Here is a 13,312-nt window from a genome sequence, read left to right as displayed (position 1 = left end):
GAAAAGGCTTCACGGTGCGCTTTGAAGCACCCCTTCCCCGCTGCATCCACAGACTTATCCACAGCTATTGTGGATAAGCACAAAAACTCCCCGGGGATAGTCACTTACCCATGACTCCTCGATAGCCGGGCAGCAAGTTCGCGCAACTTGGCCGATCTGATCCACCTGCCATCGCAGCCATCAAAAACGCGGGCCGCGTGGAGGCGGCCGTTACACTGGCCTGCCACGAGGTAACCCATGCCTGCCGTTCTTCGCGTCGCCCTGCCGGTCCCTCTGCCAGGCCTGTTCGACTACCTGCCGCCGACGGTGGGCGCGGCCTGCGTGGGCAGCCGGGTGCTGGTGCCGTTCGGTCGCCACAAGCTGGTCGGCATGGTGGTGACGATCGACGCCGAGGCGGCAGTCGGCAGCAGCCGGCTGAAGCAGGTACTGCGCCTGCTCGACGACGGCGCGCTGCTCGACCCCGAGCTGATGCAGACCCTGGCCTGGGCCGCCGACTACTGGCTGGGTGCGCCGGGCGAGGCCTACGCCAATGCCTTGCCGCTGGCCCTGCGCGAGGCGAAGCCGCTGCCGCCGATCGGCGACGAATACTGGTCGCTCAGCGGCGCCGGCCGCAGCGCGCATGATGCCGGCAGCCGCCGCGGCGGCAGCAAGGCCTTGCTGGATTTGCTGGCTGCCGGCGCATTGAGTGCGCAGGAGTTGAGCGAGCGCCAGCCGGGCTGGCGCGAAGCGGCGCGCCGACTGGCCACGGCCGGCCTGCTCGAACGGAGCGAACGGCCGCCGCCCGATCGCTCGTCGCCGCCCTCGCTGGCGCCGCAACTCAGCGACGAACAGCAGCAGGCGGTGGTCACCGTCGGCGCCAGCCTCGGCCAGTACCAGCCGTTCCTGCTCGATGGCGTCACCGGCAGCGGCAAGACCGAGGTCTACCTGGCGCTGATCGAACAGGTGCTGGCGCAAGGCAGGCAGGCGCTGCTGCTGGTGCCGGAGATCGGGCTTGCCCCGCAGACCATGCGGCGCCTGCGCGAGCGGCTCGGGGTGATCGTCGAGGTGCTGCACTCGAACCTGTCCGAAGGCGACCGCGCGCGCGCCTGGCTGCGCGCCCGCGCCGGCAGCGCGCGGGTGATCCTGGGCACCCGCTCGGCGGTGTTCACGCCGCTGCCGCAGGCCGGCCTGATCATCGTCGACGAGGAACACGACAGCGCCTACAAACAGCAGGAAGGCTTCCGCTACCACGCCCGCGACCTGGCCCTGGTGCGCGCCCGCGCGCTTGGCGTGCCGGTACTGCTGGGCTCGGGCACGCCGTCGCTGGAATCGCTGGCGAATGCCGAGGCCGGCCGCTACCGCACCCTGCATCTGCGCGCGCGCCCCGGCGCGATCCGGCCACCGCAGGTGCAGATCATCGACATGCGCGCACAGCGGCTGGAGCACGGCATGTCGCCGGCGCTGCTTGGCGCGGTGGCGGATACGGTGGCGCGCGGCGAACAGGCGCTGGTGTTCCGCAACCGCCGCGGCTACGCGCCGGTGCTGCTGTGCCATGCCTGCGGCTGGCATGCCGGCTGCCCGCGCTGCGACCGGCCGCTGACCCTGCACGCGGGCCGGCGCCAGCTGATCTGCCATCACTGCGACTATCGCCAGCGCGTTCCCGCCGCCTGCCCGACTTGCGGCGCCGGCGACCTGAAGCCGCAGGGCCAGGGCACCGAGCGGCTGGAGGAAGCGCTGCTCGCGCAGTTCCCGCAGGTGCCGGTGCTGCGCGTCGATCGCGAAACCACCCGCCGCCGCGACGCGTTCGAACAACTGCTGGCCACGCTCCGGGACGACCAGCCGGCGATCCTGGTCGGCACGCAGATGCTGGCCAAGGGCCACGACCTGCCCAACCTCACCCTGGTCGCCATCGTCGGCGTGGACGAGGGCCTGCACAGCATCGACTTCCGCGCCGGCGAACGGCTGGCGCAGCTGGTGGTGCAGGTGGCCGGCCGTGCCGGCCGCGCGCGCAAGCCCGGCCGCGTGCTGCTGCAGACGCACCAGCCGGAACACCCGCTGCTGCGCAGCCTGCTGGCGCACGGTTACGCCGCCGCGGCGCGCGAGCTGCTGGCCGAGCGCCGGCTGATCCAGCTGCCGCCGTACAGCCATCAGGTATTGCTGCGTGCCGAGGCGCCGCAGCGCGAGCAGGTCGATGCGTTCCTCGCCGCAGCGCACGCCGCGCTGCCGGTCAACGACCAGTTGCAGATCGCCGGCCCGATGCCGGCGCCGATGCCATTGCGTGCGGGCCGGCATCGCGGCCAGCTGCTGCTGGAGGCGGCCAGCCGTCGCACCCTGCACGGCAGGCTGCGCTCGTGGCAGCTGGCGCTGATCGCGCTGCCGTCGGCACGGAAGGTGCGCTGGTCGCTGGATGTCGATCCGATCGACCTGTATTGAACCGGCTGGATGGAAGCGCGCTCAGCCCGCGTCCGGCTTCAGTGAGCCCGGCTTGACCAGCCAGCGCACCGCCAGCATGCCCAGTTCGTAGAGCAGGCACATCGGTACCGCCAGCATGATCATCGAGGTGATGTCCGGCGGGGTGATGAAGGCGGCGATCGCGAACGCGCCGACGATGGCATAGCGCCGGCTGCTGCGCAGCTTGTCCAGGTCGACGACGCCCACCGCGGCGAGGATCACCACCGCCACCGGCACCTCGAAGCACAGCCCGAACGCGAAGAACATCAGCATCACGAAATCGAGGTAGTGGGTGATGTCGGTCATCATCTCCACCCCCTGCGGCGTGATCGCGGTGAGGAAGCGGAACGCCGCCGGCAGCACCAGGAAATAGGCGAACGCGCAGCCCATGTAGAACAGCACCAGCGCCGCGGCGAGCAGCGGTCGCGCCAGGCGCTTCTCGTGCCGGTACAGGCCGGGGCTGACGAAGGCCCACAGCTGGTACAGGATCATCGGCATGCTGATGAACAGCGCCGCGTAGAAGGCCAGCTTCAGCGGGGTGACGAACGGGCTGGCCACCTCGGTGGCGATCAGGTGCGCGCCCTGGGGCAGCCGCGCCACCAGCGGCGCGGCCAGTTCCGTGTACAGGCGGTTGGCGAACGGCACCAGCGCCAGCAGCACCACCAGCACGGTGGCGCTGGCCTTGAGCAGGCGCGAGCGCAGTTCCAGCAGGTGCGAGAACAGGCCCTGTTGCAGGTCGACCTCGGGTTCAGGCGTGGCCATGTGGCGACTCCCGGGGCCCCGGCGCCGCCACGGCGGTATCGGCGAACAGGTCGCCGGTGGCGCGGTCCGGTTCCGCTGCCGCGGTCGCCGCCGGCGCGGCGGCGGAACCGGCGATCGCGGCGGACGGCTCGCCTGTCGCCGCCGCGTCAACCGGTGACGCGGCGTTCTGCAGGTCGCGCACCTGGGCCAGCGTGGCGTCCAGTTCGCCTTGCGCCGCTTCCGCCTTCGCCGCGGCCTCGCGCGCAGCGCGCTTGATTTCCTCGATCTGCAGCTCGCGCTCCACCTCGGCGCGCACGCCGTCCCAGCCGCTGCGCATGCGCCGCAGCAGGGCGCCGGCGGTGCGCGCGGCGCCCGGCAGCTTCTCCGGGCCGAGCACGATCAGCGCGATGAGCGCGAGCAGCACCAGCTTGCCGAAGCTGATCTCGATCATCGCCGCAACCTGCCCGTCGCCCGCGGCTTACTTCGCGTCGCTGGAGTCGCGCTGACTCTGCGTCGTGGTGTCGGCAGGGCTCGCCGGCGGATCGGCGCGCAGACGCTCCGCTTCCTTGCGCTTGGCCTCGTCCTCGTCGCCATTGAGGCCCTTCTTGAAATCCCGCATGGCGTTGCCGAGGTCGGAGCCGATGTTGCGCAGCTTGCCGGTGCCGAAGATCACCACCACCACCACCAGCAGGATTATCAGATGCCAGATGCTCATGAATTACCTCGAAAACGGACGAAGCCGGAAACCCGTCGCGCCGCGCGCGCCGGCCTTTCCGTATCAGCGTGAAGTGTACTCTTCGAGCCGGTCGCGAAAGTCGACCACCGGCGTCGGCACGTTGCTGACGCCACCCTCGAAGATGCGCCGCGGCGTGATGCCGGCGCCGTACACCGCAGCGTTCGCATCATAGTCGATGCGCAGGACCGATCCATCCAGCGCCACGCCGGCGAACAGGCCGCGGCTGCGCGAGTAGGAATAGATCTCGGCCTTCATCTGCGCGTCGGTGGAGGCACTGGCGGTGCGCCCGACCGGGCCGGCCGCGGCGGAGGCGTCGGCGCCGAGGGTGAACTTGCCGTTGACGATCGAATCCACGCCGCGCTGGGTGCGGAACACCAGGATCACGTCGGTCGAGGACACGCCGGCCTGGAAGCCCACGCTGCCGCCGGTCATGGTGATGAAGCTGGGATTGGACCAGGTGCCGTTCGGGCTCTTCACCGAGATCAGGCCCTCGCCGCGACGGCCGCCGAAGATGAAGCCGGCCTTGATCATGTCCGGGATCACCGCGATCGCGCGGGCGTTCTGCAGCAGGTCCTTCGGGATCGCCTTGTCCGGCGCCTGCATGATATCGTTCATCACGCGCACGGCGTTGGTGGCGCGCACCAGCGGCGGATCCTCGGCATGCACGGCCATCGCCGGCAACAGCAGGGCCAGGCTGGTCAGCAGCAGACGTTGCAGCGATGTCTTCAACATGGGGCAGCTCCACTCGGGTTCGGGGGATAGGCGCGGCGCCACGCGGTGCGCCGGGCTTGTGGCAGACTGCACGGTTCCAGCAGCCACGACTGTCACGATGCCACGCAGCAACCACTATACCGGCGTTGCCGACGATTCCGACGCGCCGGCCGTTCAGCCCGTTCAGGCTGGCGTGCTGCTGGTCAACCTGGGCACGCCGACCGCGCCGACCGCGCAAGCGGTGCGCCCGTACCTGGCCGAGTTCCTCGGCGATCCGCGGGTGATCGACTACCCACGCTGGCTGTGGTGGCTGATCCTGCATGGGGTGATTCTGCGTGTGCGGCCGAAACGTTCCGCGCACGCCTACGCGCGCATCTGGGACGAACGCGGCTCGCCGCTGCGCTACGGCAGCGAGGCGCTGGCCACGGCGCTGCAGGCCGAGTTCGACCGTCAGCGCCCCGGCACGCTGCGGGTGGCGCTGGCGATGCGCTACGGCGAGCCGTCGGTGGCACAGACGATCGAACGGCTGCAGCGCGAGGGCGTGCGCCGGCTGCTGGTGCTGCCGCTGTACCCGCAGTATTCGGCCACCTCGACCGGCTCGGTGATCGACGCGGTGGCCGATGCCTGCAAGCAACGGCGCTGGCCGCCCGAGCTGCGCTTCGTCAACGACTACCACGACGAGCCCGGCCACATCGAGGCGCTGGCCGCCGGCATCGAACGCTGGTGGGCGGCGCACGGCCGCGGCGAGAAACTGCTGCTGTCGTTCCACGGCATCCCCGAGCGCTACGTGCGGCTCGGCGATCCCTACGCGGAACAATGCCGGCGCACCGCGCAACTGCTGCACGAGCGGCTGCGGCTGGGCGAGAGCGAGATGATCGTCAGCTTCCAGTCGCGGGTGGGCCGCGAGCGCTGGCTGCAGCCATACACCGACGCCACCGTGCGCCGGTTGGCCGCCGACGGCGTGAAGAGGCTCGACGTGGCCTGCCCCGGCTTCGCGGTGGACTGCCTGGAGACGCTGGAGGAGATCGCGATGCAGAACCGCGACTTCTTCACCGCCGCCGGCGGCGAGTCGCTGCGCTACATCCCCGCGCTGAACGACAGCGCCGAACAGGTGGCCAGCCTCGCCGCGCTGGTGCGCCGGCACCTCGGCGGCTGGCCGGAAGCCGCCGCGTGAGCGCATCGGTCGAGCGCCGCATCGCGCTGCCCCACCTGACGCTGGCCGCGCAAATCTGGGGCGAAGACAGCCTGCCGCCACTGCTGGCGCTGCACGGCTGGCTCGACAACGCCGGCAGCTTCGCGCAGCTGGCGCCGCAGCTGGCCGCACGCTGGCAGGTGATCGCGCTGGACCTGCCCGGCCACGGCCATGCCGGCCATCTCGCCGCCGGCGCCGGCTACCACTACGTCGACCACGTGCAGGCCGTGCTGGCCGCCGCCGACGCACTCGGGCTGGAGCGCTACACCCTGCTCGGCCACTCGCTGGGCGCCGGCATCGCCAGCCTGGTCGCCACGGCGCGGCCCGAACGGATCGAGTGCCTGCTGCTGATCGAGGGCCTCGGCCCGCTCGGCGACGACGGCGCGCACACGCTGCAGCGCTTCCGCGAGGCGCTGGCGCCGCGCGAGGGCAACGGCAAGCCGCTGCGCATCTTCCGCGATGTTGCCCACGCAGCCGCCGCACGCAGCATGGCCAGCGGCCTGCCCGCCGAACTGGCGCGGCCGATCGTCGAGCGTGGCCTGCTCGAAGCCGATGGCGGCTGGCGCTGGCGCAGCGACCCGCGGCTGACCCGCCCCAGCGCCGTGCGCCTGGCCGAAACGCAGGTGCACGCCCTGCTGCGCGGCATCACGGCCCCCACCGCGATGCTGCTGGCGCGGCCCGCCACGGCTTACCTGCCCACGCCGATGATGCGCTCGCGCGCTGCCTGCGTGGCGGACATCACCGTCAGCCACATGGAAGGCGGCCACCACCTGCATCTCGAACATCCGGCCGACGTCGCCGCGTGGATCGACGCGGCGACGTGACGCATGCGCCTCAGGGCTGCTTCAACCCCAGCACGTCGAGCCCCTGCTCGAAGCGGATGTCGACCGGGATATGCGCCTGGTCGAGCCGCTTCAGGTCGCCGGCCAGTTCGGCGTCGACGGCGCCCATGCGGTCGGTGAGCTGCCGGGCGGCGTCATAGTCGCCGTCGCCCTGGATGGTCAGCAGCTTGGCCGACAGCGCGTTCATCGCCGCAGTCATCTTGTCGAAGTCGACGCGGTAGCGGCCGGTCTTCTCATCGCGGCTGAACGCGCCCTGCTGCTTGAAGAAATTGAAGCGCACCATGTTCGCCTTGGCGTGCGCGTCGGACGCGCCGAAACGTACCGAGCGCAGGATGCCGGCGAGGAAGGTGACGTAGTTGTCCATCAGCTTCGACTTGTCCAGCTCGCCCTTGTCGGCCAGCTTCGTCACCATGTACAGGCCGAGGATGTCCGCCTTGCCTTCCTCGAAGCTGGAGGCCTGGTCCTTCAACGCCTTGCGCACGGTGCCCTTGCCGTCGAGTGTTTCCTTGATGCCGAGACCGTGCGCCACCTCGTGGAACATGGTGTTCTGGAAGAACGCATCAAAGGTCAGGTTCTTCTGCTGGTCGTCGGCGATCAGTTCCTTCGCGATCGGCAGCATGATCTGGTCGAACTTCGCCTGCATCACGTTTTCCAGCTGCAGGCGGCGGGTGCCCTTCTTCAGCTGCACCTGCTCGTCGTTGGGCAGGTTGATCGCGATGGTCTTGGCGCCGACGTTGGCGTCGCCGCCGTAGTACACCGCGAAGTAGGCGTTGAGGTCGGCGTCGGAACCGGGCTTTTCCGCCTTGTACTTGTCGGCCACCGGCAACTCGCGCTGCAGCTCGGGCAGGTATTTCGCGAAGCGCGCCAGCTTCTTGCTCCAGGCCTGGTCCTTGATCAGCACGTAGGATTCGTAGCTGGCCTTGTAGCCGTAGAGCTGGTCTGCATAGGTCTCGATCGGGCCGATCACGAGGTCGACCGGGTTGGTCTTCATGTCCATCCAGGCGAAATCGCTGGCCTGGTAGTCGTCGCTCTGCAGCGCGTCGGCGCGCAGCATGAGGTACTTGCGGAAGCCGGCATCCTTCGCCAGCTTCGCGGCCTGGCGCAGCAATCCGGCGGCCTTCGCCAGCTCGGGCTTGTACGCCTCGTGGTAGGGCACGCTGATCAGCTGGCCCTGCGCGTCGCGACGCAGCAGGGTGTACAGCGCGGTCTTGTCCTTGAGGGTGGACTTCTCGAACTCGGCCTTGCTCATGTCGGCCGGGTAGAACTGCGCGCCGGCCGGGCGCACGCCGATGCCGTCGACGAACGGCTTGTCGTTGTCCAGCCGGTCCCACGGGCCGTAGTTGATCCCGGCGAACTCGCGCGTGGCGGGGTCGGCGATCTTCGCCAGCAATGCATCCTTGTCGCCCCACGCCTGCTTCCAGTACAGCGCGTTCATGCTGTCGGCCGCCTCGACCAGCAGCGCGATCATCTTCTTCTGCCGCGCATCGAACTTCGACAGGTCGGCACTGAGTTTCACCGTGGCGTAGTCGGCCAGGCGCTGCTGCACGGCGGCGCTGGTGCCGGCGTCGGCGGCCGACGTGGCGGGCGACGCGACGGCGGCGCTGGCGGTCGGCGCCGGCGCCAGCTCCTCCTTTGACACCGGCGCCGTGGCGGTGCTCCCCTGGTTCGAGGAACAGGCGGCCAGCGCCAACAGCAGGCACACGGGAAGCAGACGTCGGAGCATGGCGGTTCCTCGGCGAAGGGATCGCCCATGGTATCGCGCCGCACGTGCCGGCGGCGGTCGCGCCACGGATCGGGTGCGCCACGCCGCGGTTGCCGCGCTGGCCGGCGGACGCCGCCGAGCCAATGCACATGGCGCGCGGTCGCCGTTCGGCTATCGTGCCCCTCCCCTTGCCTCGCCACGCCCATGGTCCCGTCGCCACCTCCCTCCGCACCACGCCACCGGGCCGCGCTGGCGTTCATCTACGTCACCGTGCTGCTGGACATGCTGGCGTTCGGCATCATCATCCCGGTGCTGCCGCACCTGATCGAGCAGCTGGCCGGCGGCGGCATCGCGAAGGCGGCGTGGTGGGTGGGCATCTTCAGCACGGTGTTCGCCATCGTGCAGTTCGGGTTCTCGCCGGTGCAGGGCGCGCTGTCGGACCGCTACGGCCGGCGGCCGGTGATCCTGATTTCCAACCTGGGCCTGGCGGTGGATTTCGTGGTGCTGGCGCTGGCGCCCACACTGTGGCTGCTGTTCGCCGCGCGCATCCTGCTCGGCATGACCGCAGCCAGCTTCAGCACCGCCAATGCCTACGTCGCCGACGTGATCCCGAAGGAAAAGCGCGCCGCCGCATTCGGCATACTCGGCAGCGCGTTCGGGCTGGGCTTCATCATCGGCCCCGGCGTGGGCGGCTTCCTCGGCGGCATCGCGCTGCGGCTGCCGTTCTGGGTGGCCGCCGGCCTGGCGCTGTGCAACTTCCTGTACGGCTGCTTCATCCTGCCCGAGTCGCTGCCGAAGGAGCGCCGCACGGCCCGGCTCGAACTGCACAGCGCGCACCCGTTCGGCTCCCTGAAACTGCTGCGCCGCTACCCGCAGGTGCTCGGCCTGGCGGTAGTGCTGTTCCTGGTCTACCTGGCGCACTACGTGCTGCAGACGGTGTTCGTGCTGTACGCGGATTACCGCTATGGCTGGGGCCCGCAGGCGGTCGGCTACGTGCTGATGCTGGTCGGCGCCTGCGACGGCTTCGTGCAGGCGGTGCTCACCGGCAGGCTCGCGCCGCGCTTCGGCGAACGCCGCGTGCTGCTGGCGGGCATGCTGTTCGGCGTGGGCGCGTTCCTGGTGATGGGCGTAGCCGACGTGGGCTGGGCGTTCCTGTTCGGGATTCCGTTGCTGGCGCTGTGGGGGCTGGCGATGCCGCCGATCCAGTCGATCATGACCCAGCAGGTCGACCCTTCCGAGCAGGGTCGGCTGCAGGGTGCGATCGGCAGCCTGGGCAGTTTCGCCGGCATCTTCGGGCCGTATCTGTTCGCCCAGGTGTTCGCGTTGTCGATCGCGCCGTCTTCGTCGGTGCACCTGCCCGGTGTAGCCTTCGTGCTTTCCGCCGCGCTGATGCTGGTCGGCATGCTGGTCGCGGTTCGGGTGACGCGGCGGCCGCCGGTCGTCGTCCCTCCCGCCGAACCCACTCACCCACCACAGGAAGATCGTCCATGAGCATTTCGATGTACCAGGTCGCCGTTCCCGTCTGCGTCCGCGCCCTGGGCAATCTCGCCCACGTGCTGAAGAAGGGCGAGCAGCACGCCAGGTCGAAGAATGTCAGCGACGAGGTGCTGCTGCAGACCCGGCTGATCCCGGACATGCTGCCGCTGATCAAGCAGATCCAGATCGCCTGCGACATGGCGACCCGCGGCACCGCCCGCCTGGCCGGCGTGGAGCCGCAGAGCTTCGAGGACAACGAGACCACGCTGGAGCAGGCCTACAGCCGCATCGAGCGCTCGATCGCGTACATCAAGAGCTTCACGCCGGAACAGATCGACGGCAGCGAAACCCGTGCGATCCACCTGAAGATGCGCAACGGCGAGATGCACTTCGAAGGCCAGGCCTATCTGCTGCACTTCACCCTGCCGAACCTGTTCTTCCACTGCACTACCGCCTACGACATCCTGCGCGAGGCCGGCACCGACATCGGCAAAACCGACTTCATCGGCAACGCCTGACAAAGCGGCACGATGGGGGCCCGTGGGGGTCGCCATCGTGCCGGAATTGCCAAAGTGTGATGCACACCACATTCGACCGCCGCCCCGTGGCCTGCCTTCTGCTTGCAGGGAAGTGACACCTCCACCGTCCCCTCCCCCATTCCGAGCAAGCGTCATGGAACAGATCAAATGCATCATCGTCGGCGGCCCGCAGCATGGCCTGGTGCTCCGCCGCCCGTGGGACCGGCGCCGCCCGGCCCGGCTGTGCGTCATTGCCGCCGACGGTGAGCCGTGCATCGCCGCCGCCCGCCGGCACGACCGCAGCATGCGCCCGCACTACCTGCTGCTGCACCCGCGTGCCACCGGCGAACAGATCCTGACCATGCTGGCGGCCTGAACTGACGCATCGTGTCACCCCGGCGCCCCGCCGCGCAGGCGCCGGTGCCCGCCGGAAACCGGACACGATGTCGCAGGCCAGGCGCGCTTGTCGGCTGCGCACCGTCGCATCGACAATAGTCGGCCGGGCCCACGCCCACTCCAGCCGACCGACCGTTCCGGGCCTCCCATGCTGCGATTGACCGACCTCAGGCTGCCGCTCGACCACGGCGAGGCCGCGCTCACCGCCGCGATCCTCCGCCGGCTGGACATCGACGCCGCCGCCCTCACCGGCTGCACCATCGCCCGCCGCGGCTACGATGCGCGCAAGCGCGGCGCGATCATGCTGATCTACGCGCTGGACATCGACACCCCGCGCGAAGCCGAACTGCTCAAGCGTTTTGCCGACGACGCGCACGTGCAGCCCACGCCAGACACCAGCTACCACTTCGTGGCCAAGGCGCCGCCGCGGATCGAACACCGCCCGCTGGTGATCGGTTTCGGCCCGTGCGGCCTGTTCGCCGGCCTGATCCTGGCGCAGATGGGCTTTCGCCCGATCATTCTCGACCGCGGCAAGGCCGTGCGCGAGCGCACCAAGGACACCTGGGACCTGTGGCGCAAGCGCGAACTGCACCCGGAGTCGAACGTGCAGTTCGGCGAGGGCGGCGCCGGCACGTTCTCCGACGGCAAGCTGCACAGCCAGATCCGCGATCCGCAGCACCATGGCCGCAAGGTGCTGACCGAATTCGTCAAGGCCGGCGCGCCGGAGGAAATCCTCTACGTCAGCAAGCCGCATATCGGCACCTTCCGGCTGGTCTCGATGGTGGAGAACATGCGCGCCACGATCGAAGCGCTGGGCGGCGAGATCCGCTTCAGCCAGCGCGTGGACGACCTGCTGATCGACACCGACGCCGCCGGCGAACGCCACATCCGCGGCGTGACCCTGGCCAGCGGCGAACAGCTGCGCGCCGACCACGTGGTGCTGGCGCTCGGCCACAGCGCGCGCGACACCTTCGAGATGCTGCACGCGCGCGGCGTGTACCTGGAAGCCAAACCGTTCTCGATCGGCTTTCGCATCGAGCACCCGCAGTCGGTGATCGACCGCGCCCGTTTCGGCCCGCAGGCCGGCCACCCGATGCTGGGCGCGGCCGACTACAAGCTGGTGCACCACGGCAAGGGAAATCAGGGCGGACGCGGGCGCTCGGTGTACAGCTTCTGCATGTGCCCCGGCGGCACCGTGGTGGCCGCCGCGTCCGAACCGGGCCGGGTCGTCACCAACGGCATGAGCCAGTATTCGCGCAACGAGCGCAACGCGAACGCGGCGGTGGTGGTCGGCATCGAGCCGTCCGACTTCGCCGCCTACGATGACAGTGGCAGCCCGCTCGCCGGCATCGCCCTGCAGCGTGCGCTGGAAAGCCACGCCTACGTGCTCGGCGGCGAAAACTACAACGCCCCGGCGCAACGGGTCGGCGATTTCCTCGCCGGCCGTCCCTCGCGCGACTGCGGCGAGGTGCTGCCGTCGTACCAGCCGGGCGTGACCTTCGGCAGCCTCGACAGCGCGCTGCCCGACTATGCGATCGCCGCGATCCGCGAGGCGCTACCCGCGTTCGAGCGGCAGCTGCGCGGCTACGCCATGCCCGACGCCATCCTCACCGGCGTGGAGACGCGAACCTCCTCGCCCGTCCGCATCCAGCGCGACGACAGCCTGCAAAGCCTCAACACCCGCGGCCTGTACCCCGCCGGCGAAGGCGCCGGCTACGCCGGCGGGATCCTCTCCGCCGCCGTGGACGGCATCAAGGTGGCCGAGGCGGTGGCGCTGAGCATCGCCGGAAACTGAGACTCCGGCCGGCAATTGATTCGCCGCGTTGCGGCCATATTTCAAGCAGGTCCGCGCAGCCACGCTGTCCGCCTCACGAAAGGTATCCCGATGTCCACGCCCGTTCCGCTTCGCATCGACTTCGTCTCCGACGTGTCCTGCCCGTGGTGCGCGATCGGGCTGGCGTCATTGCAGCAGGCGCTGGCGAAGCTGGAAGGCGAGGTCAGTGCGCAGATCCATTTCCAGCCGTTCGAGCTGAACCCGCAGATGGCGCTCGAGGGCGAGGATGCGACCGAACACCTGGTGCACAAGTACGGCAGCAGCGCCGAACAGATCGACGCGAACCGCGCGGCGATCCGCGAGCGCGGTGCGGCGCTCGGCTTCGCCTTCAACATGGACCGGCGCAGCCGCGTCTACAACACCTTCGACGCGCACCGGCTGCTGCACTGGGCCGGGCTGGAAGGGCGCCAGCTGGCGCTGAAGCGGATCCTGCTGCGCGCGTATTTCACCGACGGCGAGGACGTGAGTTCGCACGACACGCTGGCGCGGCTGGCCGTTGAAGCGGGGCTGGACGGCGAGCGGGCGCGGCAGTTGCTCGAAGGCAGCGAGTTTGCCGACGAGGTGCGCGCGCAGGAGCAGTTCTTCACCTCGCGCGGCATCCACTCGGTGCCGGCCACCATCGTCAATGGCCAGCACCTGATCTCCGGCGGGCAGCCGCCGGAGGCGTTCGAGCAGGCGTTGCGGCAGATCGTCGCCGCCGGCTAGGCAGGCTCGGCCGCGCCGCGACTGCGGCC

The 13,312-nt window shown here is 69.8% G+C and carries 13 protein-coding genes; 8 read left to right on the top strand and 5 right to left on the bottom strand.

Going from position 1 to position 13,312, the window contains the following annotated elements; translation table 11 throughout:
- Positions 1-237: 237 nt before the first annotated feature.
- Positions 238-2,412, top strand: coding sequence for a primosomal protein N' (locus tag RHOOR92_RS0113580; protein ID WP_027490497.1), 2,175 nt, complete (start codon positions 238-240; stop codon positions 2,410-2,412).
- A 21-nt stretch (positions 2,413-2,433) separates the two neighbouring features.
- On the opposite strand, the gene tatC is transcribed toward RHOOR92_RS0113580, so the two are convergent.
- The 4 genes from tatC to RHOOR92_RS0113560 form a co-directional block, all read right to left on the bottom strand.
- Positions 2,434-3,192 carry a twin-arginine translocase subunit TatC gene (tatC, locus tag RHOOR92_RS0113575; RefSeq protein WP_027490496.1) on the bottom strand — a complete coding sequence of 253 codons (759 nt, stop codon included), beginning with the start codon at positions 3,190-3,192 and terminating at the stop codon, positions 2,434-2,436.
- Entirely contained in the window at positions 3,179-3,622 is a 444-nt protein-coding gene (gene tatB, locus RHOOR92_RS0113570) for a Sec-independent protein translocase protein TatB (protein ID WP_027490495.1), read from the bottom strand. Before tatB ends, tatC begins: the two co-directional genes overlap by 14 nt.
- 27 nt (positions 3,623-3,649) lie before the next feature.
- A complete protein-coding gene (tatA, locus tag RHOOR92_RS0113565) occupies positions 3,650-3,886 on the bottom strand; it encodes a twin-arginine translocase TatA/TatE family subunit (RefSeq protein ID WP_027485249.1) in 237 nt (78 codons plus the stop codon).
- 63 nt (positions 3,887-3,949) lie between these two features.
- Complete coding sequence (locus RHOOR92_RS0113560) at positions 3,950-4,639, bottom strand: lipid-binding SYLF domain-containing protein (RefSeq protein WP_015448863.1); 690 nt, start codon at positions 4,637-4,639, stop codon at positions 3,950-3,952.
- 97 nt (positions 4,640-4,736) lie between these two features.
- Here RHOOR92_RS0113560 and hemH point away from each other — a divergent pair, with 97 nt between their 5' ends.
- Together hemH and RHOOR92_RS0113550 are read left to right on the top strand one after the other, a co-directional pair.
- A complete protein-coding gene (hemH, locus tag RHOOR92_RS0113555; RefSeq protein WP_027490494.1) occupies positions 4,737-5,792 on the top strand; it encodes a ferrochelatase in 1,056 nt (351 codons plus the stop codon).
- Positions 5,789-6,634, top strand: a complete 846-nt coding sequence (locus tag RHOOR92_RS0113550; RefSeq protein WP_027490493.1) for an alpha/beta fold hydrolase — start codon at positions 5,789-5,791, stop codon at positions 6,632-6,634. Before hemH ends, RHOOR92_RS0113550 begins: the two co-directional genes overlap by 4 nt.
- Before the next feature lie 10 nt (positions 6,635-6,644).
- Here RHOOR92_RS0113550 and RHOOR92_RS0113545 read toward each other — a convergent pair whose 3' ends face one another.
- On the bottom strand, positions 6,645-8,375 hold the full coding sequence (locus RHOOR92_RS0113545; RefSeq protein WP_027490492.1) for a hypothetical protein: 1,731 nt from the start codon (positions 8,373-8,375) through the stop codon (positions 6,645-6,647).
- Positions 8,376-8,558: 183 nt separating this feature from the next.
- On the opposite strand from RHOOR92_RS0113545, the gene RHOOR92_RS0113540 reads away from it, so the two are divergent.
- The 5 genes from RHOOR92_RS0113540 (at position 8,559) to RHOOR92_RS0113520 (ending at position 13,283) form a co-directional block, all read left to right on the top strand.
- The gene (locus RHOOR92_RS0113540) at positions 8,559-9,845 is read left to right on the top strand and encodes a tetracycline resistance MFS efflux pump (protein WP_027490491.1); all 1,287 of its coding nucleotides are present in this window, start codon (positions 8,559-8,561) and stop codon (positions 9,843-9,845) included.
- Positions 9,842-10,348 carry a DUF1993 domain-containing protein gene (locus RHOOR92_RS0113535; RefSeq protein WP_007508703.1) on the top strand — a complete coding sequence of 169 codons (507 nt, stop codon included), beginning with the start codon at positions 9,842-9,844 and terminating at the stop codon, positions 10,346-10,348. The genes RHOOR92_RS0113540 and RHOOR92_RS0113535 overlap by 4 nt, the downstream gene beginning before the upstream one ends.
- A 154-nt stretch (positions 10,349-10,502) precedes the next feature.
- Positions 10,503-10,724: a hypothetical protein gene (locus RHOOR92_RS0113530; protein WP_007508709.1), complete on the top strand. Its 222-nt coding sequence runs from the start codon at positions 10,503-10,505 to the stop codon at positions 10,722-10,724.
- A 168-nt stretch (positions 10,725-10,892) separates the two neighbouring features.
- Positions 10,893-12,539: an NAD(P)/FAD-dependent oxidoreductase gene (locus tag RHOOR92_RS0113525; protein WP_007508710.1), complete on the top strand. Its 1,647-nt coding sequence runs from the start codon at positions 10,893-10,895 to the stop codon at positions 12,537-12,539.
- A gap of 90 nt (positions 12,540-12,629) precedes the next feature.
- Positions 12,630-13,283, top strand: coding sequence for a DsbA family oxidoreductase (locus RHOOR92_RS0113520; RefSeq protein WP_007508712.1), 654 nt, complete (start codon positions 12,630-12,632; stop codon positions 13,281-13,283).
- Positions 13,284-13,312: the final 29 nt, after the last annotated feature.

Source organism: Rhodanobacter sp. OR92 (assembly GCF_000427545.1).
Taxonomy (GTDB): Bacteria; Pseudomonadota; Gammaproteobacteria; order Xanthomonadales; family Rhodanobacteraceae; genus Rhodanobacter; species Rhodanobacter denitrificans.
The sequence above is the reverse complement of the archived record's forward strand: the minus strand, read 5'-3'. Positions and strand labels throughout refer to the sequence as shown.